The sequence below is a fragment of the Cupriavidus pauculus genome (assembly GCF_002858765.1).
Lineage (GTDB): Bacteria > Pseudomonadota > Gammaproteobacteria > Burkholderiales > Burkholderiaceae > Cupriavidus > Cupriavidus pauculus_B.
The window spans coordinates 625708-643781 of sequence record NZ_PJRP01000002.1; the positions used below are offsets into that span (position 1 = coordinate 625708).

14 protein-coding genes are annotated in these 18074 nt (G+C 66.0%); 7 read left to right on the top strand and 7 right to left on the bottom strand.

Annotation, left to right across the window (positions count from 1 at the left end; genetic code table 11):
• The first annotated feature begins 15 nt into the window (after positions 1-15).
• Together CYJ10_RS07715 and CYJ10_RS07720 are read left to right on the top strand one after the other, a co-directional pair.
• Entirely contained in the window at positions 16-1191 is a 1176-nt protein-coding gene (locus CYJ10_RS07715; RefSeq protein WP_101680903.1) for a DegT/DnrJ/EryC1/StrS family aminotransferase, read from the top strand.
• Complete coding sequence (locus tag CYJ10_RS07720; protein WP_101680904.1) at positions 1188-3149, top strand: polysaccharide biosynthesis protein; 1962 nt, start codon at positions 1188-1190, stop codon at positions 3147-3149. Before CYJ10_RS07715 ends, CYJ10_RS07720 begins: the two co-directional genes overlap by 4 nt.
• A gap of 81 nt (positions 3150-3230) precedes the next feature.
• Here CYJ10_RS07720 and CYJ10_RS07725 read toward each other — a convergent pair whose 3' ends face one another.
• From CYJ10_RS07725 to CYJ10_RS07750, 6 genes are all read right to left on the bottom strand, one after another.
• On the bottom strand, positions 3231-4076 hold the full coding sequence (locus tag CYJ10_RS07725; protein WP_101680905.1) for a Wzz/FepE/Etk N-terminal domain-containing protein: 846 nt from the start codon (positions 4074-4076) through the stop codon (positions 3231-3233).
• A 128-nt stretch (positions 4077-4204) separates the two neighbouring features.
• Positions 4205-5308: a glycosyltransferase family 4 protein gene (locus CYJ10_RS07730; RefSeq protein WP_101680906.1), complete on the bottom strand. Its 1104-nt coding sequence runs from the start codon at positions 5306-5308 to the stop codon at positions 4205-4207.
• Positions 5305-6555, bottom strand: coding sequence for a lipopolysaccharide biosynthesis protein (locus CYJ10_RS07735; RefSeq protein ID WP_101680907.1), 1251 nt, complete (start codon positions 6553-6555; stop codon positions 5305-5307). The genes CYJ10_RS07730 and CYJ10_RS07735 overlap by 4 nt, the downstream gene beginning before the upstream one ends.
• Positions 6555-7706 (bottom strand): glycosyltransferase, encoded by a 1152-nt coding sequence (locus CYJ10_RS07740; RefSeq protein ID WP_257993158.1) that lies wholly within the window; start codon positions 7704-7706, stop codon positions 6555-6557. Before CYJ10_RS07740 ends, CYJ10_RS07735 begins: the two co-directional genes overlap by 1 nt.
• Positions 7706-9025, bottom strand: coding sequence for an exopolysaccharide biosynthesis polyprenyl glycosylphosphotransferase (locus CYJ10_RS07745; protein ID WP_101680908.1), 1320 nt, complete (start codon positions 9023-9025; stop codon positions 7706-7708). The genes CYJ10_RS07740 and CYJ10_RS07745 overlap by 1 nt, the downstream gene beginning before the upstream one ends.
• Positions 9022-10158, bottom strand: coding sequence for a glycosyltransferase family 4 protein (locus tag CYJ10_RS07750; protein ID WP_374703236.1), 1137 nt, complete (start codon positions 10156-10158; stop codon positions 9022-9024). The genes CYJ10_RS07745 and CYJ10_RS07750 overlap by 4 nt, the downstream gene beginning before the upstream one ends.
• A 288-nt stretch (positions 10159-10446) precedes the next feature.
• On the opposite strand from CYJ10_RS07750, the gene CYJ10_RS07755 reads away from it, so the two are divergent.
• The 5 genes from CYJ10_RS07755 to CYJ10_RS07775 all read left to right on the top strand — a co-directional run bounded on the left by CYJ10_RS07755 (position 10447) and on the right by CYJ10_RS07775 (position 16472).
• Positions 10447-11832: a phosphomannomutase/phosphoglucomutase gene (locus tag CYJ10_RS07755; protein WP_101680910.1), complete on the top strand. Its 1386-nt coding sequence runs from the start codon at positions 10447-10449 to the stop codon at positions 11830-11832.
• Positions 11813-12904 (top strand): lipopolysaccharide heptosyltransferase I, encoded by a 1092-nt coding sequence (gene waaC, locus CYJ10_RS07760; protein ID WP_257993159.1) that lies wholly within the window; start codon positions 11813-11815, stop codon positions 12902-12904. The genes CYJ10_RS07755 and waaC overlap by 20 nt, the downstream gene beginning before the upstream one ends.
• Positions 12904-14178: a lipid IV(A) 3-deoxy-D-manno-octulosonic acid transferase gene (gene waaA, locus CYJ10_RS07765; protein WP_101680911.1), complete on the top strand. Its 1275-nt coding sequence runs from the start codon at positions 12904-12906 to the stop codon at positions 14176-14178. The genes waaC and waaA overlap by 1 nt, the downstream gene beginning before the upstream one ends.
• Positions 14179-14263: 85 nt before the next feature.
• Positions 14264-15085, top strand: a complete 822-nt coding sequence (locus CYJ10_RS07770; RefSeq protein ID WP_101680912.1) for an META and DUF4377 domain-containing protein — start codon at positions 14264-14266, stop codon at positions 15083-15085.
• A 115-nt stretch (positions 15086-15200) separates the two neighbouring features.
• On the top strand, positions 15201-16472 hold the full coding sequence (locus CYJ10_RS07775; protein WP_257993161.1) for an O-antigen ligase family protein: 1272 nt from the start codon (positions 15201-15203) through the stop codon (positions 16470-16472).
• Between the two features lie 16 nt (positions 16473-16488).
• Here CYJ10_RS07775 and CYJ10_RS07780 read toward each other — a convergent pair whose 3' ends face one another.
• Positions 16489-17970, bottom strand: coding sequence for a TolC family outer membrane protein (locus tag CYJ10_RS07780; RefSeq protein WP_101680914.1), 1482 nt, complete (start codon positions 17968-17970; stop codon positions 16489-16491).
• Positions 17971-18074 lie beyond the last annotated feature (104 nt).

Genomic DNA, 18074 nt, shown 5'->3' on the forward strand with positions numbered 1-18074 from the left:
AGGTCTGATAACGCTATGCTGAATACTCCATTTTCTCATTGGCCAAGCTTCACGAAGGAAGAGGCCGATGCCGTCCAGCAAGTGCTGCTGTCCAACAAGGTGAATTACTGGACAGGCAACGAGTGCCGCGACTTCGAGAAGGAGTTCGCCGAGTGGACGGAGACCCGCTATGCCGTGGCGCTGTCCAATGGCACGCTGGCCCTGGACGTAGCGCTCAAGGGCCTGGGCATCGGCGCCGGCGATGAAGTCGTGGTCACCCCCCGGACGTTTATCGCCAGCGCATCATGCGTGGTGAATGCCGGTGCGACGCCGGTCTTTGCCGACGTGGACGCCGATAGCGGCAATCTGACGGCCGAGACCATCGCGCGCGTGCTGACGCCGCGCACCAAGGCTGTCATCGTGGTGCATCTGGCGGGCTGGCCCTGCGATATGGACCCGATCATGGCGCTGGCCGCCCTGCATGGCTTCAAGGTGATCGAGGACTGTGCGCAGGCGCATGGCGCGCGGTACAAGGGCCGCAGCGTCGGCTCGATCGGCCATGTGGGCGCCTGGAGCTTCTGCCAGGACAAGATCATGACCACGGGTGGCGAAGGCGGCATGGTGACCACCAACGACGAAGACCTCTGGCGCACCATGTGGGCCTACAAGGACCACGGCAAGAGCTTCGAGGCGGTGTACGAGCGGCAGCATCCGCCGGGCTTCCGCTGGCTGCACGAAAGCTTCGGCACCAACTGGCGCATGCTCGAAATGCAGGCCGTGATTGGTCGCATCCAGTTGCGTCGCATGGCGGACTGGACGGCGCGCCGAACCGCCCACGCGGAAGCCATCCTGGATGCCGCCCGGCCATTTGCCGCGGTGCGGGTCCCGACGCTGCCTTCGGACAGCGTGCATGCCTACTACAAGTGCTATGTCTATGTGCGCCCCGACCGGCTCGCACCGGGCTGGACGCGCGATGCCATCGTGCAGGCGATCGTCGACGCCGGCGTGCCCTGCTACCAGGGATCGTGCTCGGAGGTCTACCTCGAGAAGGCTTTCGACGACACCGGCTGGCGACCGGCCGAGCGCCTGCCTGCCGCACGCGACATGGGTGAAACGAGCCTGATGTTCCTGGTGCATCCGACGTTGACCGACGCCGAGATCGCCAAGACGCGCAGCGTGCTGGCCGACGTACTGGGACGGGCCAGCCTGTGAATTTCCTGACAATTCCACTGCTTGCGCTGCCCCGCGCGGCCAAGCGCTTTGTCGTGGTGGTGCTGGATCTGTGTCTGGCACTGGTGTCGGTGTGGGCGGCGTTCTACCTGCGCATCGACCAGACGGGGCTTCCCGTCCTTCAGCAAGGCTGGGTGTACCTGCTGGCGCCCATGCTGGCCTTCCCGATCTTTGTGCGGCTCGGCCTGTATCGCGCCATCTTCCGCTATACCGGCATGGCGGCGCTGTTCAGCACGGCCAAGGCCGTGGGCCTGTATGGCGCACTGTTCTTCAGCGTATTGCTGCTGCTGAAACTCGACGGCGTGCCGCGCAGCATGGGCCTGATCCAGCCGATGCTGTTCCTGTTGCTGGTCGGCGCCAGTCGTGCGCTGGCGCGCTTCTGGCTGGCCGGAAACATGGCCAAGATCCTCTCCCACGAGGGTCGCCTGCTGATCTACGGCGCCGGCGATGCGGGAGTGCAAACCGCGTCGGCCCTTGCCATCACGCGGCAGTATCTGCTACTTGGCTTCATCGATGACGACCCTGCGAAGATCGGCCGCACGATCAACGGTCTCGACATCTATGCACCGGACGATGTCCCCGATGCCGTCGACCGCATGGGCGTCACCGATATCCTGCTGGCGATACCCTCGATGGGACGTGCACAGCGCAATGCTGTCATCGACAAGCTGCGCGAAGTGCCGGTTCACGTGCGTACGCTGCCAGGCATGGCGGATCTGGCGTCAGGGCGTGTCACGATTCGTGACATCCAGGAACTCGACATCGAAGACTTGCTGGGCCGTTCGCCCGTGCCGCCCGACGCGGCCTTGCTGGCGCGGAATCTGGGTGGCAAGACGGTGCTCGTCACGGGGGCAGGCGGCAGCATCGGCAGCGAACTGTGCCGCCAGATCGTGCTGGAGCGGCCGCGCCAGCTGGTGCTGGTCGAGCACAACGAATTTGGGCTCTACTCGATTCACCATGAGCTGGAGCGCATGCTTGGCGATCACCAGCTGCAGACCGAAGTGATCCCGCTGCTGGCCAGCGTGGCCAATCTGCGCCGGATGCGTGAAATCTGCACGGAATTCCGGCCGGCGACCGTGTACCACGCGGCGGCCTACAAGCACGTGCCGCTGGTGGAAGGCAACGCGGCGGAAGGCATCATGAACAACGTCTTCGGCACGTTGAACATGGCGCGTGCCGCCATGGAAAGCCAGGCCGAGAACTTCGTGCTGGTTTCCACCGACAAGGCCGTACGTCCGACCAACGTGATGGGCGCGTCCAAGCGTATGGCCGAACTGGCGCTGCAGGCTATGGCGGCCAGTCCGGCCGTCGACTATTGCGCGCTTGATCCCGAGCCATGCGGCGAGGTCCGGAACCGTACGGTGTTTGCGATGGTGCGGTTCGGCAATGTCCTTGGCAGCAGCGGCAGTGTCGTGCCGTTGTTCCGTCGTCAGCTGGCAGAAGGTAGCCCCCTGACCGTGACGCATGAGGAAGTGACCCGCTACTTCATGACGATTCCCGAGGCGGCCCAGCTTGTGCTGCAGGCAGGCGCCATGGCGCACGGCGGTGAAGTGTTCGTGCTCGACATGGGGCAGTCGGTCAAGATCATGGACCTGGCACGCCGCATGATCCAGTTGTCGGGGCTGACGCTGCGCGACAAGCAGCATCCTGGTGGCGATGTCGAGATCCAGATCACCGGCCTGCGGCCCGGCGAGAAGCTCTACGAGGAATTGCTGATCGGCGACAACCCCGAGCCGACGGCGCATCAACGCATCATGAAGGCGCGTGAGGAATTCGTGCCGTGGGCGGACTTCTCGCCTGTGCTGGCGCGGCTCCGTCTGGCGGCCGAGCAGAGTGACCGGCACACGATCACGACCATCCTGGCCCAGCATGTTCATGGGTACGGTGTGCCGGCGGCCGCCGTCACCCAATCGCCGTCGCCTATTGCAGCGGCGTCCTGAAGTGGCGCCCTGAGTGGCGTCCTGAGGCGGGCAAGAAAAACGGCACCATCAGGTGCCGTTTTTTTCAGCGGTGTCTCTGGGTCAGGACCGCTGGCGGCGCAAGAAGCCAATCAGGGCGCCGATCACCATACCCAGCGCCGCACCGGCAATGGTCAACAGCGCCGGGCCAGGCGTGCTTGGCTCGTCAGGCGCATAGGGCTCGCCGAGCATGCGCGTGGGATAAGTCCGGGCCGGTTCCAGGGATTCCTGGGCCAGCGCGGCCTGTTTCCTCAGGTCGAGAATCTGGGCATTGAGAACGGTCACGAGGTTGGTGGCCAGGATGTCCTGTGCCGAACTCGACGACTTGGTCGCCCCGGTCTTCAATGCCTGCAGGCTCTTGTCGTACTCTTGCTGGGTGGCCGTCAGCTTGTCATTGATGCCATCGAGTTCGCTCTTGATGCGCGAGATCGTTGGCTCGGAAAGCAGGTTGTGGGTGGCCGCGAGTACCTTGAATGAGGCGCTCATCGCGCTGACCGCCCCGTCGCGCGAATATCCCGATACCTGCAGGTTGACCGTGTCCGGGCTTCGGCCCGTTCCGGCCCGCATCGTATCGAAATAGAGTTGCGCGTCGCGATGGCTTGCAGGCGTGGGGTACCCCATCGTGCGAAGCACTTGCAACCGTGCGGCCGGCGCGTTGAAGCGGTCCGCGACGGTCAACTGGTTCTCGATCAGTCGGGAGTTGATGCCGCCCAGATTGGTGGCTGCGGACAATTGTCCGACCTGAACAGTGACCTTGGCGACCCACCTGGGCTTGATGACCATGGCAGCCGTGGCACCCCCCAGTGCGCCGAGCGCACCGAGCAAAACGATCAGCTTCCAGGATCGCTTAAGCAGTTCTGACGGCGTCACCGCCGCCGCGTTTTCGGGATCGCGGGCAATCTCTGTCATGCGGGTGTGATAGTAAAATTCTGATTTTGGGGAGATTGTAACGCGAGTTTCACCTGCCCCCGATTTCAAATCGTATCGCTTTGAATCGTTGTGTAAGCCACGGGCAGATATCGTCTCTCGCTTTTTCCCTAGTTTTGCGGAGCAGGATTTTTCTGTTTGTCCAGAATACGGTTCCATTGCCCGCATACCGTGGCAACGTCGCGTTCGCGAGCCGTCTCGCGGCCCTTTTCCGCCAAGGCTTGCCGAGCGTCCGCATCGGCAAACAGCCGACGTAATGCCGTGGAAATGGCCGCCGGATTTTCCGTATCGACTAGCAGTCCATTTTCACCGTTGCGTACCAGTTCTCGCGGGCCGGTCTCGCAATTCGTTGAAACCACGGGAAGCCCGTAAGCCATGGCTTCCAGCAAAACCAGTCCAAATCCCTCATAGCGGGAACTCAGACAAAAAATCGCAGCATCCCGGTAATACGCCTCGATATTGGTGCTGGCGCCCGGCATTTGCACCGATGTCTCCATGCCGCCGGAACGGATCTGATTTTCAAGCGTGGCCCGTTCGTCGCCATCGCCAACGATGACCAGGCGCCAGTCCGGAAACGCCGGAGCCAGCATGGCCCAGGCCTGCAACAGCAGGTCGAAGCCCTTTGCATGGACAAGGCGCCCCACCGCGAGCACGACCCGGCTGGTGCCGGCGGCCGCCTGGACGGGATACGAAAAGGGCAGGGGATTGCCGATGGTCACCACTGCCGCGCGCGGACGCAGGGCCTCGTGCCACCGCCGCCGGTCACGCTCGGTCAGTACCACCACGGCATCGTCAAACCTGGCCGCCAGCCACCGCGCCACCCGCCGCGATCGTCTGCCCAGGTCCTCATCGAAGTGGCAATGTTCCCAGGCGATCCGGCGCACCTTCAGGCCCATGGTCGCGGGCAGGGTGAACAGAGTCAGCATCGTATCGACTTCGATCAGCACGTCGACCTGGTGCTGGCGAACGAACTGGCGGATGCCTGCCACGGTGGCAAGGTACTGTCGCTTGAACGAAGGCCGGGCCTCGAACAAGGCGGCATGCACGACATCGGGGTGCAGCGGAAATACGCTGGCGCCATCCCACAGACTCAGTATCCGGACGCGGTAGCCGCGCTCCGCGAGCGCATTCGCGATAACGGCCGTCATGCGTTCGGCGCCGGCAAAGGCGTTCAGCGTGCCGGTCAGGAAGCAGATGGTCGGCGGCGCACTCATGCCGACGCCATTTGCCGGGCGGGCCGGTGCCGCCACCAGAGCATCGCGCCGACCATCACCGCGACGGCATTGCCCAGGGCGTAGCCGGCAATGGCCCCCCAGCTGCCGAGGCGGGGAATCATCACCAGGTCCCACGCCAGGATCGTGCCCAGCACGAACGCCCACTTGATGGCCACCCAGCGCGGTTTGCGCAGATAGACAGCCAGCAGCGTCAGGGCGACGTCCGCGAAGACCAGCGCGGAAACAATGGCCGCCGTGCGCAGCAGCCCGACCGTGGCCGCGAACGCATGCCCATAGAGCAGCGCCACGATCCACGGCGCGCAAGCGGCAATGGCCAGGCCGCCCGCCAGTCCCAGCGCGGCCAGGCCCAGCGTGATGCGGCCGATGCTGGCGTGGGCGTCGTCAAACCGTTGTCGCGCATAGACATAGCCGGGGGCGATACCTGCGGCGAGGATCGTCGCTACCATCGTGAAGTTGTCCAGGATCTGCATGCACGCCGCGTAGGCGCCGAACTCGGCGGCCGGCACGGCTGGCTGCAATATCAGCTGGTCCACCCGGCGTGCACCCATCATCAGGATGAAGCTGATCCAGAACAGCGTGCCCGCGCCCAGCAGTTCCCGCGTCAGTCCTGGCTGCCAGCCGGCATGGCCCGCGGTGCGCTGGCGGACATAGAAGAGGCCCAGCAAGGCGGCAAGCACGATGGCCTCTATGGCGAACGCGACAGCATACCCCGCCACGTCCGTGACGTGGGCCGCGAACAGCGCGCCCACCAGCGAAGCCTTGATGGCAAGCGCGGCCAGACTGAACAGCGTACCGGGACGGTTGTTGGTATGGGCCTGCATCCAGGCCGTCACCACGCCCACGGGTTCCCGCAACAGGATGGCGATGCCAAGCAGTAGCGCGGCATGCCAGACGTCGGGCAGCGGTGCGGTGACGCCCAGGTACGCGCACATCAGCAGGTATCCCACGACGCCACCAGCCAGCCGCAGCACGAACGCCTGCCACAGCAATTGATGTTCCGCCGCCGGATTGGGTGCCGCCACCAGTCGGGGCACCACCACCTCTGCGCTGCACACCAGCGCAAACGATGCGGCGATCAGCACGATCGACTGCGCGTACTGGAAGTGCGCGAAGCCCTCCGGCCCCAGCGCGCGTGCCAGCATCGCCACCACGCCGATGCCTACGCCTACCTGCAGGCCGCGTTCGGCCAGCATCCACAGCAGGTTGCCCGCAACGCGACGGCGCATCAGGCTGCCTCCGCGTGCGGCACGATGGCGGTACCGGGCAGGCTTGCGTAGAGCGCGAGCCAACGCCGGGCCACGGCTTCAATGGAGAAGGCGGCTAGCACGCGGGCGCGGCGGCTGGCTTGCATCTCCGGGGTGCCGGTGCCCGCGCGCAGCGCATCGGCCAGCGCCACGGCAAGCGCATCGACATCGCCACGCCGCACGATCGTGCCGAGGTCGCCAACCACTTCCGCCACGCCCGGCGCGTCGGTCGACACGACCGGGCAGCCGCATGCCAGCGCTTCCACCAGCACCATCGGCAGGCCTTCCACGTCCGAAGACAGCGCGAAGGTGTCGGCCGCGTTCAGCAGGGCGGGGATGTCGCTGCGCTGCCCGAGCAGCGTCACGCGAGATGCGATGCCAAGCGACGCCGCCAGGTCTGACAGCGGTTGGCGCAGCGCGCCGTTGCCGGCAATCAGCAGATGCGCGGGAATGGCCGGATCGATGCGGGCGAAGGCACGGATCAGCGTGTCCTGGGCCTTTTCCGGCACCAGGCGGCCAACATTGAGCAGCACCCGCGTGCCGTCGTCGAAGCCCAGTTCCGCGCGCGTGGCCTGGCGCGTTGCCGGGTCAGGCTGAAAGCGTTCGGTATCGATGCCGTTGGGCATGACGATGATGCGCGACGCCGGCACACCGCCCGCCGCGATCATGCCCAGGCGGCCATCGTTGCTGACATGCGTGGTGATGTCGGTCCAGCGGTCGGTCAGCCGGTAGGCGGCCATGCGCAAGCGGCCGCCCTCGCGGAAGCTGTGCGCCGTGCAGACCAGCGGCGGGCAGGGCGCCACACGCGTCAGCCCCCGCGCGAACAGGTTGGCGTGGACCATATGGGCGTGCATGACATCGGGCCGCCACGCACGGACCAGCGCGCCCGCCTGCCAGAGTGCGCGAAGCATGCCCGCCGGCGTCTTGCGCATGTTGAGTTCCACCACATGGGCGCCCGACGGCACGTCGATCTCGCGCCCCGGCGACAGGCTGAGGATGGCAACGGCATGGCCCATCGCCAGGAAGGCCTGCGCCATGGCCACCACCTGGTGCTCGGCGCCGCCGACCTTGAGGCCGGTCGTGACAAGCATGATGCGCATCGGTGAGCGCCCCGCAGCCGCGGTCGATGTCATCAACGCGCTCCGTACCCGGTCAGCAGCGTACGGATGGTCTTCACCGCGATCAGCAGGTCCAGCGCGAACGAGCAATGCTTGACGTAGTACAGATCGTAACTGAGCTTGGTCACCGTTTCGGCATGGGTGCCGACATAGCCTTGCTGCACCTGCGCCCAGCCTGACAGGCCGGGCCGCACCAGGTGCCGATAGGGGTAGTACGCGATGGTTTCGGAGAATTCATCGACCATCGGCACCTGCTCCGGGCGCGGGCCGATAAAGCTCATCTCCCCGATCAGCACGTTCCAGAGTTGCGGGATTTCGTCGAGCCGGTACTTGCGGATGATGCGGCCCACGCGGGTCACGCGCGGGTCCTGGCGCAGTGCAAACTGGGCCGGGGCATGCTTGTCCACGCCCATGCTGCGGAACTTCAGCATCGTGAATGGCTTGCCGAACAGGCCCACGCGCTGTTGCCGGAACAGCGCGCCACCCCGGGTTTCCAGGATCACCGCCAGCACCACGGCCAGGCCGATGGGGATGGCCAGCGGCGCCAGTGCGATCACCGCGACGATGTCCGTCATCCGCTTGATGTAGTCGAACAGGTAGTGGTCGGCGTAGTCGTCGAAGAAGTTCTCGTCGATATGATCCAGGCCCACGCGGCCCGTCAGCATTTCGCCAATTCGCTCCACGGAGTACATGCGCAGATGGCCGAGCCGATACTGGGTCAGCAGCCGCGTGCGCGCCGGGTCGGCGGTCAGGCCGCGTTCCACCAGGATGCCGTCGCAATGCACGGCTTCCTCGGGCGATCCAATCTGTTCGAAGCGCGTGGTGGCGGGCGGATTGGCGCCTGGCATCGCGATGATGCGGTTCAGGTGCTGCAGGGTTTCGGGGTCCATGTAGCCGAACACCGGCACGTACTTCTGCACGTAGCGCCGATAGCCAAGCCATGTCCATGCCAGCGTGGTGACGTAGCCCACCAGCACCGCACCCCGCGAGTATTCGATGTGGAAGCCCGCATAGACGATCAGCAGCAGCGCGAACGGCAGGGTGGCGGCCACGCCGACGATGCTGGCGCCTTCCATGGCCGGCAGATGCAGCGCGCGATGCACCAGCAGGAAGGCCGCCAGGTAGGGCAGCATCGACCACAGCAGCGTGCGCGGGAAGACGTATGTCACAAAGCCGGCCTGGTGGGCGGCTTCGGACAATGCGGCGTTGATGCCGAACAGCACCAGGCCGAGGGCGGCCCAGGCAATCATGCGGCTGGCCCGCCGGATCGTTTCCGACCTGGCCGGGGTGCCCTGGCCATTGCGTCGCAGCGAGCCGGTCTGCAGGGTATTCATGATGCTTGAGCGCGTGCGTCGGCGTGGCGATTGTCCGCCAGTACCTGTTGATAGACCGCCCAGGTGGCACGGACCATGGGCTCCAGGCCATACGCCTGCTCCCACCGCAGCCGGCCGGCGGCGCCTGTCATGGCGCGCGTCGGGGCGTCGTCGGCCAACTGGCGCAGCGCGTCGGCAAAGGCAGCCGGGTCGTCACCGGGCACCAGTACGCCGCAGCGCCCGTCGCCAAGCTGTTCGCGAATGCCAGGCAGGTCGCTGGCGATCACCGGCAGCCCGGCGCGCATGGCTTCGAGAATCGAAATGGGGAAACCCTCATGGTCGGAGGCCAGCAGGAAAAGCTGCCCACTGGCAAGCAGGGCAGGGATGTTGTCGATGCTGCCGGCAAAACGCACGCGCCCCGGGGCCAGTTGACCGGCCAGTCGCTCTAGGCTGGCGCGCTGCGGTCCGTCGCCGGCGATGACCAGTTCGCAGTTGGGCAACTGCGCGGCGGCAAACGCCTGGATCAGCACGTCGGGGCGCTTCGGCGGCGCCAGGCGCATCACGGTCACCACGCGCCGTACCGGGTCAGCCGGCTCGGCGCGCGGCGCCGCATCGGCGATGCCATTCGGGATCACGCTGATGCGGTCGGCGCGGATGGGCAGCTTGCGCGCCATGGCTCGCTCGGCCTCCGCCACGCAGATCACATGGCTCGTCAGCGGCGCGAGCAGCCATTCGGCCATCCGGGCGACGGTGCGCTGTTTCCATGGGGCCGCCGGCTTGAACGCAAAGCCATGGACGGTATAGATCACCGGAATGCCCAGCAGCTTGCCGGCGACGCGCCCCAGCGCGCTGGCCTTGGCGCTGTGCGTATGCAGGATGTCGGGCGCCGCCTTGCGCAGGGCGTCCATCAATTCGCGCAAGGCCGCCAGGGCCTTGAATGGCGACAGGGCGTTGTCCATCGTGGCCAGCCGGATGGCAGGAATGCCCAAGTCGCGGGCCAGGTCGAACAACGGCCCGTCGCCGCCGGCCAGCAACGTGACGTCGGCCTGCCCGCGCAGCGCGCGCAGCAGGTCGGCAACGTGGCTCTGGGCGCCGCCGGTCTCGGAATGGGTGATGAGACAGGCGATGCGTGGCCGTTCAGTCGACGTGATCAAGGGCAATGGCGGAGGTCTCGAACAGGGGGTGGCACGCGCGGCAATGCGGCGGACGCCCGTCGGCCGTCTTTGATTGGATCAGTTGTCCGAAAAAACGTGCGCGGACACACCGATGGCAGCCAAAAAGAGCCGAAAAATTCCCCTGAGGGGGCGGCTGAAGGCGATTATAGCGCCTGCGCCACGCGCAATCCGGCACAATACGGCTTTTTGGCGCCCTGCCCGCGCCCCTCCCGAAGCGTCCCGCCACGGGGTGGAATCGCACGATGAACCTTGTCTCCAGGAAGCCACATGCAAATTGATCCCTCGATCTTCAAGGCCTATGACATCCGCGGCATCGTCGGCAAGACGCTGACCCCGGAAGTGGCCCGCTTTATTGGCCTGTCGTTTGGCTCGGCCGCCGTCGAACTGGGCGAAAAATCCGTGGTGGTGGGCCGCGACGGCCGCCTCTCGGGGCCGGATCTGCTGGGCGGGCTGGTCGAAGGCCTGCGCGCCGCCGGCCTGGACGTGATCGATGTCGGCATGGTTGCCACGCCGATGGTGTATTTCGGTACCAATATCGAGCTGGATGGCCGCCGCGCCACGTCCGGCATCATGGTGACGGGCAGCCACAATCCGCCCGACTACAACGGATTCAAGATGGTGCTGGGCGGCAAGGCCATTTATGGCGAGCAGATCCAGGCACTGCGCCAGCGCATCGACGCGCGCAATTTCATCCAGGGCGGCGGCAGCTACAAGCTGGTGGACGTGCGTCAGCAGTACCTGGACCGCATCATCGGCGACGTCAAGCTGGCGCGTCCGATGAAGATTGCCCTGGATGCGGGTAATGGCGTGGCCGGTGCGTTCGTGGGCGACCTGTTCCGCGGACTGGGCTGCGAGGTCGTGGAACTGTTCTGCGATGTCGACGGCCATTTCCCGAACCATCACCCCGATCCCGCGCACGTGGAGAACCTGCAGGACCTGATGAAGTGCCTGCGCGAGACCGATTGCGAACTGGGCCTGGCCTTCGATGGCGACGGCGACCGCCTGGGCGTGGTCACCAAGGACGGGCAGGTCATCTTCCCGGACCGGCAGCTGATGCTGTTTGCCGAGGAAATCCTGTCGCGCAATCCCGGCCAGCAGGTCATCTACGACGTGAAATGCACGGGCAAGCTGGCGCCGTGGATTCGCCAGCATGGCGGCGAACCGCTGATGTGGAAGACCGGCCATTCGTTGGTCAAGGCCAAGCTCAAGGAAACGGGCGCCCCGATTGCCGGCGAAATGAGCGGCCACGTGTTTTTCAAGGACCGCTGGTACGGCTTTGACGACGGGCTGTACACGGGCGCGCGCCTGCTGGAAATCCTGTCGCGCCACGCGGATCCGAGCGCCGTGCTGAACGCGCTGCCGAATTCGAACTGCACGCCGGAACTGCAACTCAAGGTGGCGGAGGGTGAAGCCTTCACGCTGCTTGACAAGATCCGCGCCAATGCCAAGTTCGAGGGCGCCAGGGAAGTGATCACGATCGACGGGGTGCGCGTGGAATATCCGGACGGCTTTGGCCTGGCCCGACCGTCGAACACCACGCCCGTGGTGGTGATGCGCTTCGAGGCTGACAACGATGCCGCGCTGGCGCGCATCCAGGCCGAGTTCAAGCGCGTGATCCTGGCGGAAAAACCGGATGCAAAGCTCCCGTTCTGAGGTTGTGCAGCCGCCGGCTGACACCCCACCGCAGCCACTGGCGGCGGTGGGCGCGTTTGCGTTGCCGGCCCGGCCGCGCATCCTGATCGTCAAGGTGTCGTCGCTGGGCGACGTGGTGCATAACATGCCGCTGGTGCATGACTTGCGCGCGCGTTGGCCCGAGGCCGAGATCGACTGGGTGGTGGAAGAGGGCTATGTCGACCTGGTGAAGCTGCTGCCCGAGGTGCACCGCGTGATCCCGTTTGCGTTGCGGCGCTGGCGCAAGCGTTTCTGGCAGGGCGAGACCTGGGCCGAGGTGGGCGCGTTGCGCGCGGCCATCCGCGAACGCGCCTATGACGCCGTGCTGGAAACGCAGGGGCTGCTCAAGACGGCCATCGTGGCGCGCACCGCTACGCGTACTGCCGCTGCCCCGGTGATCGGCCTGGGCAACGCCACGCAGGGGTCTGGCTACGAGCCTGCCGCCCGGCTGTTCTACACCGCGCCGGTCAAGGTGCCCCGGCAGACCCATTCCGTCCGGCGCTCGCGCCTGCTTGGCGCGGCGCTGACGGGCGTGACGCCACCCGAGCCGCCGCGCTTTTTTGGGCCGGCTGCCAACACGCTGCATGTCGATGATCCGCTCTGGGCCGGCCTGCCGGCACGTTACGCGGTCTGTTTCCACGCCACGGCGGGTGCGAAGAAGCGCTGGCCGTCGGCGAACTGGCATGCGCTGGGCCAGAAGCTGCATGCGGAAGGGCTTACCGTGCTGCTGCCGTGGGGCAGCGAATCCGAACGGCGCGATGCCGAGGCGCTGGCCGCCGGCATGCCCGGCGCACAGGTGCTGCCGCGATTTTCGGTGATGCAGGGCTTTGGCCTGATCAACCGGGCCGAGGTGGTCATCGGCGTCGATACGGGGCTTGTCCATATCGCTGCCGCGCTGTGCCGGCCGACCGTTGAAATCTACACCGCCACATGGTGCTGGAAGACCGAGGGCTACTGGTCTGACCGCATTGCCAACGTGGGCGACGACGGCATCGTGCCCGACGTCGATGAGGTCTATGCCGCCGCACGGCGCGTGCGCGGAGTTCCCGTCTGATGCTTCGACTCGTTTATACCCTGCTGTGGCTGGTGATCCTGCCACTGGCGCTGCTGCGCCTGACGTGGCGGTCGCGCAAGGAACCCGGCTATCTCCACCACGTGGGCGAACGCCTTGGCCAGTATGGCGACCTGCCGTCCGATGGCCCGTGGCTGTGGGTCCATGCCGTATCGGTGGGCGAAACGCGCGCCGCGCAACCGCTGATCGATGCCTTGCTGGCCGCCTATCCGCAACACCGGCTGCTGCTGACGCACATGACGCCTACCGGCCGGCAGACCGGCGCGCAGCTTTATGGCAGCAACCCGCGTGTCCAGCAGTGCTATCTGCCGTATGACGTGCCCTACATGGTGCGGCGCTTCCTGTCGTACTTCCGGCCGGACGTCGGGCTGATCATGGAAACGGAGGTCTGGCCGAACCTGGTGCATGTCACCCGGCGCGCCGGCGTGCCGCTGTTCCTGGTCAACGCCCGACTGTCGCCGCGCAGCTATCGGCGCACCGCACGCTTCGGCAGTGCGGCGTCGTCGCTGTATAACGATTTCACGATGGTGCTGGCCCAGACTCCCGGCGACGCCGAGCGCTACCGGGCCCTGGGTGTGAAATCGGTGCAGATCACCGGCAACCTGAAGTTCGACATGCAACCGCCGGAGGCGGGCATGGCGCGCGGGCAACAGCTGCGGCGGGCGTTCGGCGGCCGGCAGGTACTGGCCGCCGCGAGCACGCGCGAAGGCGAGGAGCCGCTGATCCTGGAGGCCTTCTCACGCTGGCCCAGTGAGACGCGTCCCGCGCTGCTGCTGGTGCCGCGCCATCCGCAACGGTTCGACGAAGTCGCCGCCATGGCCACCCGTGCCGGATTCACCGTCCAGCGCCGCAGCGCGCTCGACATCGAACAGGCGGGCGAACCCATTACTGCCGACATCGTGCTCGGCGATTCGATGGGCGAGATGGTCATGTACTACGCGGCATCGGATATCGCCTATATCGGCGGCAGCCTGATCCCGTTGGGCGGCCAGAACCTGATCGAAGCGTGCGCGGTGGGTACGCCGGTGCTGATGGGCCTGCATACGTTCAACTTCGCACAGGCCACCGAAGATGCCATTGCCGCCGGCGCCTGCCTGCGCGTGGCCAACGCCGACGAACTGATGTCCGCGGCGGCCGGCGTGCTGGGCGATCCGGCACGGCTGGCGGAGATGCGGGCGAATGCACTGACGTTCGCGGGGCTGCACCGTGGGGCGACGGCTCGGACACTTGGCGCGCTGGCGCCAGTGTTGCGCTGACATACAGACAGCGCGCAGGGCGCTAGACTGGTCGGGATTTGTGGATTTTGCGGCGCTTGTCGCGGCAATCTGAAGGAGTTGACCCATGCAAAGCGTTCTGCGTCCCCTTGTCGTGACTCTCTTGCTTGGCGCCGCCGCCATTCTGTCGGCCTGTGCCACGGGCCAGCCGCCCGACAATCCATCGGCCAGCGCCAGCCTCAACGAAACCCGCTCCAGCGGCCCCAGCCGCTGGGAACTGGTGCGCTGGCAGATGCCGGACGGCACAGTGCGCGACATTCCGCATGGCGATAACGGCGAGCCGATCGTCTTCAATTTCAGCGACGGCATCGACTCGTCGCGCGGCACCGTCAACGGCACCAGCGGCTGCAACCGCTTCACCGGGGGCTACGGCAAGACCGACACCGGCATCCGGTTCGAGGAGGTTGCCGGCACGCGCATGGCGTGCCCGGGCCCTCGGATGGAAACCGAATCGGCGCTGCTCAAGGCGATGCAGTCGCCGTTCACGACCGTCGGCACGCAACCCTCCGCCGGCGCCACGGGGCGCCAAGTCATCTGGAAGACAGCCGATGGCGATCTGTTGCAATTTGCCGAACGGGAAGGCGTAGGCCGACGCGGCGACAAGGTGGATCCCGCCACGGGCGGTGTTCCCGGCCGGGAGAAGATCGTCTATATAGATTCGCAGCGCGTGGCGTGCACCGGCGCCGGCAAGCTCCAGTGCTACCGTTGGCGTGAGTCGTCCGATGCGCCGTGGCAGCTCTGGTATGGGCCGATCGAAGGCCTCGATTTCGAGCCGGGCATTACCTACAAGCTGCGGGTGAGGGAATACCAGGTGCCGAACCCGCCGGCCGATGCCTCGTCCATCCGCTGGCAATTGCTCGAAGTGGTCGAGCGCCAAAGAGGGAAATGAAAGGACGATCGATTAGAATGCCGGGTTGATTTGGCGCATATCCGGTGATCCATTCGCCGGGGCGCGTGTGACTTTTTCACGTCCTATGACTATCCGCCCCTCCCGGCTATCGACGATGGCCGATGCCCTCGTCTTTGCGTTTCCGATCCTGATCCTGTGCGTCCCGCGCGGGGCAGGCGTGTTCCTGGCTGGCGTCGGCGTGCTGCTGCTGGCCGGCTGGCGCGGGCTGGGCCGCGACTGGCGCCGGCATGCAAAAGTGCTGGTTCCGCTAAGCGTGGCGGTGCTTGCCTTCATGACGGTCTGCATCACATCGAAGTTTCTGCATCAGACGCCCTGGAATGTGATTGATAATCCATCTCGGGCGCTACTGGCCATCCTGACCTGCTGGTTGATCGTCCACGTGGCGCCGGATCCGGGCAAGCTTTGGCGCGGCATTACGATCGCGCTGGTTGGCGCGCTGCTGATCGTCAGCTATCAAAAACTGGCGTTGCATCTGGACCGGCCGTCCGCGTGGACGCAGGCCATTGCCTTTGCCAACATGGTGGCGGCGTTGGCGCTGATCGGTTTCGCGCGTCCGGGCGAGACGCGACGCGTGCATGCGGAAGCCTGGTTCAACATCGTCTGTGCGTCGGCCATCCTGATGATGAACGGGACGCGTGGGGCCGTGGTGGCTACGCTCGTGACGGTCATCCCGATGCTGCTGGTCCGTTATCGCAGGCGCTTTACCCCGCGCATGTTCGCGGGCGCCGTTGTGGCGGTGGCGATTCTGGCCACCGCGGCCTACCAGATCCCCGGGAGCACCGTTTCGCATCGGCTTGACCAGGCTGTCCTGCAGGTTGAGCAGTTCCAGCAAGGCAAGGTCGACACCGACGTTGGCGCGCGCCTGAAGATCTGGGAGATCGGCCTGCACTATTTTGTGCAGCACCCGTGGAGCGGTGCGGGCGTGGGGCAATTTGCGAGGATTCTTCGTGCATCCACGTTCTGCCAGGAAACGCAATCGCTGGTGTGCGTGCTGGAGCACGGGCATAACGATGCCGTCGAGGCCTCGGCGACGATGGGTATCCCCGGCCTGCTGACCATGTTTGGCCTGTTTCTGGTGCCGGGGGTTCTGTTCTGGCGGGCATTGCGCATCTGCCGCGCGCAGGGCAATGATCGCGGCGTGAGCCTTGGGGCCGCCGGCCTTGCGGTGGTGATGGCGTCGCTGATCTCCGGGCTGACCCAGGTCACGACGGCCCACCAGGCCAATGTCGTGTTCTACGCCGGCGTGATCGGCATGCTGCTGGGACTGGCGGGGCGCGAAGCCTTCGCCGTGGAACATCGCCAGGCGGCGACGCCGGTCCAGAACCGAGCCGCAGGGGCGGCGCGCATCAGCGACCAGCCCGCCTGAAGCCGTTGCGGGGCGACTAGCTCCGCGGGGCCGCGCCGGACGTCAGGTTCTCGCGGCGTCCGCCGTTGCTGCGGCCCTGCGGCGCCCCGGACACGGCTCCCACCCGCGCCTTCGGTGGCAACTTGTACATCGCTCCCGGCAACTGCGTCAGCAGCGTATTGATCTGCACCACATCGTCTTCGGACAGCGTGCCAGTCGATGCCTTCAGTCGCATGCCGTTCATGATGGTGTCGTAGCGGGCCTTGGACAGGTCGCGGCGCGTGGAAAACAGCTGCGCCTCGGCGTTGAGCACGTCGATATTGATCCGCACCCCCACCTCGTAGCCCAGCTGGTTCGATTCCACCGCGCTCTGCGCCGAGCGTTCCGCCGCTTCCAGCGCCTTGACCTGGGCCAATCCGTTGAAAACGCCGGAGTACGTCTGCCGGGCCTGTTGCGCGGCGGTGCGGCGGGCGAATTCGAGGTCGCTGGCGGCCTTGTCGGCCAGTGCCAGGGTCTCGCGCACGCGTGACTGGATCTGGCCACCGGTGAAGATCGGAATATTCAGCTGCACGCCCACCACGCCCGAGTTGTAGCGGCTGCCGACGTTGCTGAGCTGCGTGGCCGTGCCTTGGGCGTTGGTGTAGCCGTAAGACGCCACCAGGTCCACAGAAGGCAGGTGGCCCGCCTTGGCCTTGTTGGTCTCGCGCTGGGCGGTCTCCAGGTTGTAGCCGGCCAGACCCACCTGCGGATTGGTCTGCTCGGCCTGCGATGCCCACGCATTCACGTCGGGCGGCAGCGGACCGGGAATCTGGGCCTCGGCCCGCAACCCCATGAGTTCGTCCACGGGTTTGCCCGTGATCTGTTGCAGGGTGGCCCGGGTCACCTCCAGCGCGCTCTGTGCCGCGATTTCCGTCGACGTGGCCAGGTCATAGCGAGCCTGCGCGTCATTGGCGTCGGTAATCGTGGCCGTGCCCACCTCGAAATTGCGCTTGGCCTGTTCCAGCTGTTCGCCGATGGCTTTCTTCTGTGCGCCGGCCAGGTAGAGGTTGTCCTGCGCGGCCAGTACGTCGAAGTAGGCCTGCGACGCGCGCGTGATCAGGTCCAGCTGTGCCTGCTGGAACGTGACTTCGCCCGCTAGCGACGCCAGTTCGCCCTGCTTGTAGGTTTCCCAGCGATCCCAGCGGAACAGCGGCTGGGTGAGCTGCAGCGCCCAGGTGTTGGCGTTGAAGTAGCGCGTGACATCCACCGGCGAGCTGTAGTCGGCCATGGTCCGCTGCGCGCCGGCCGTGCCCGCTACCTGGGGCAGCAGGCCCGCACGACCCTGCGGCAGCTTCTCGCGCGTTGCCAGCAATTGCGAGCGGGCGCTGGCGAACTGGGCGTCGTTGGCTTGCGCGTCGCGATACACCTGCAGCAGGTCGGCGGCAAGCGCGGACGGCATATGCAGCCACGTGAGCAGGGCAGCCGCGAGCACCAGGGGTTTCCTGGCCGCAACGGACACGGCGGAAAGCGCAAAACTCATGACATCTCCAGCTCGGCCAGCGGCACGCGCGGCCAACGATCGACAGGTTGCAACGGGTGGTACTGCCAGGACGGGGTACTACGGATGATGCGGGTGTTGCGGAT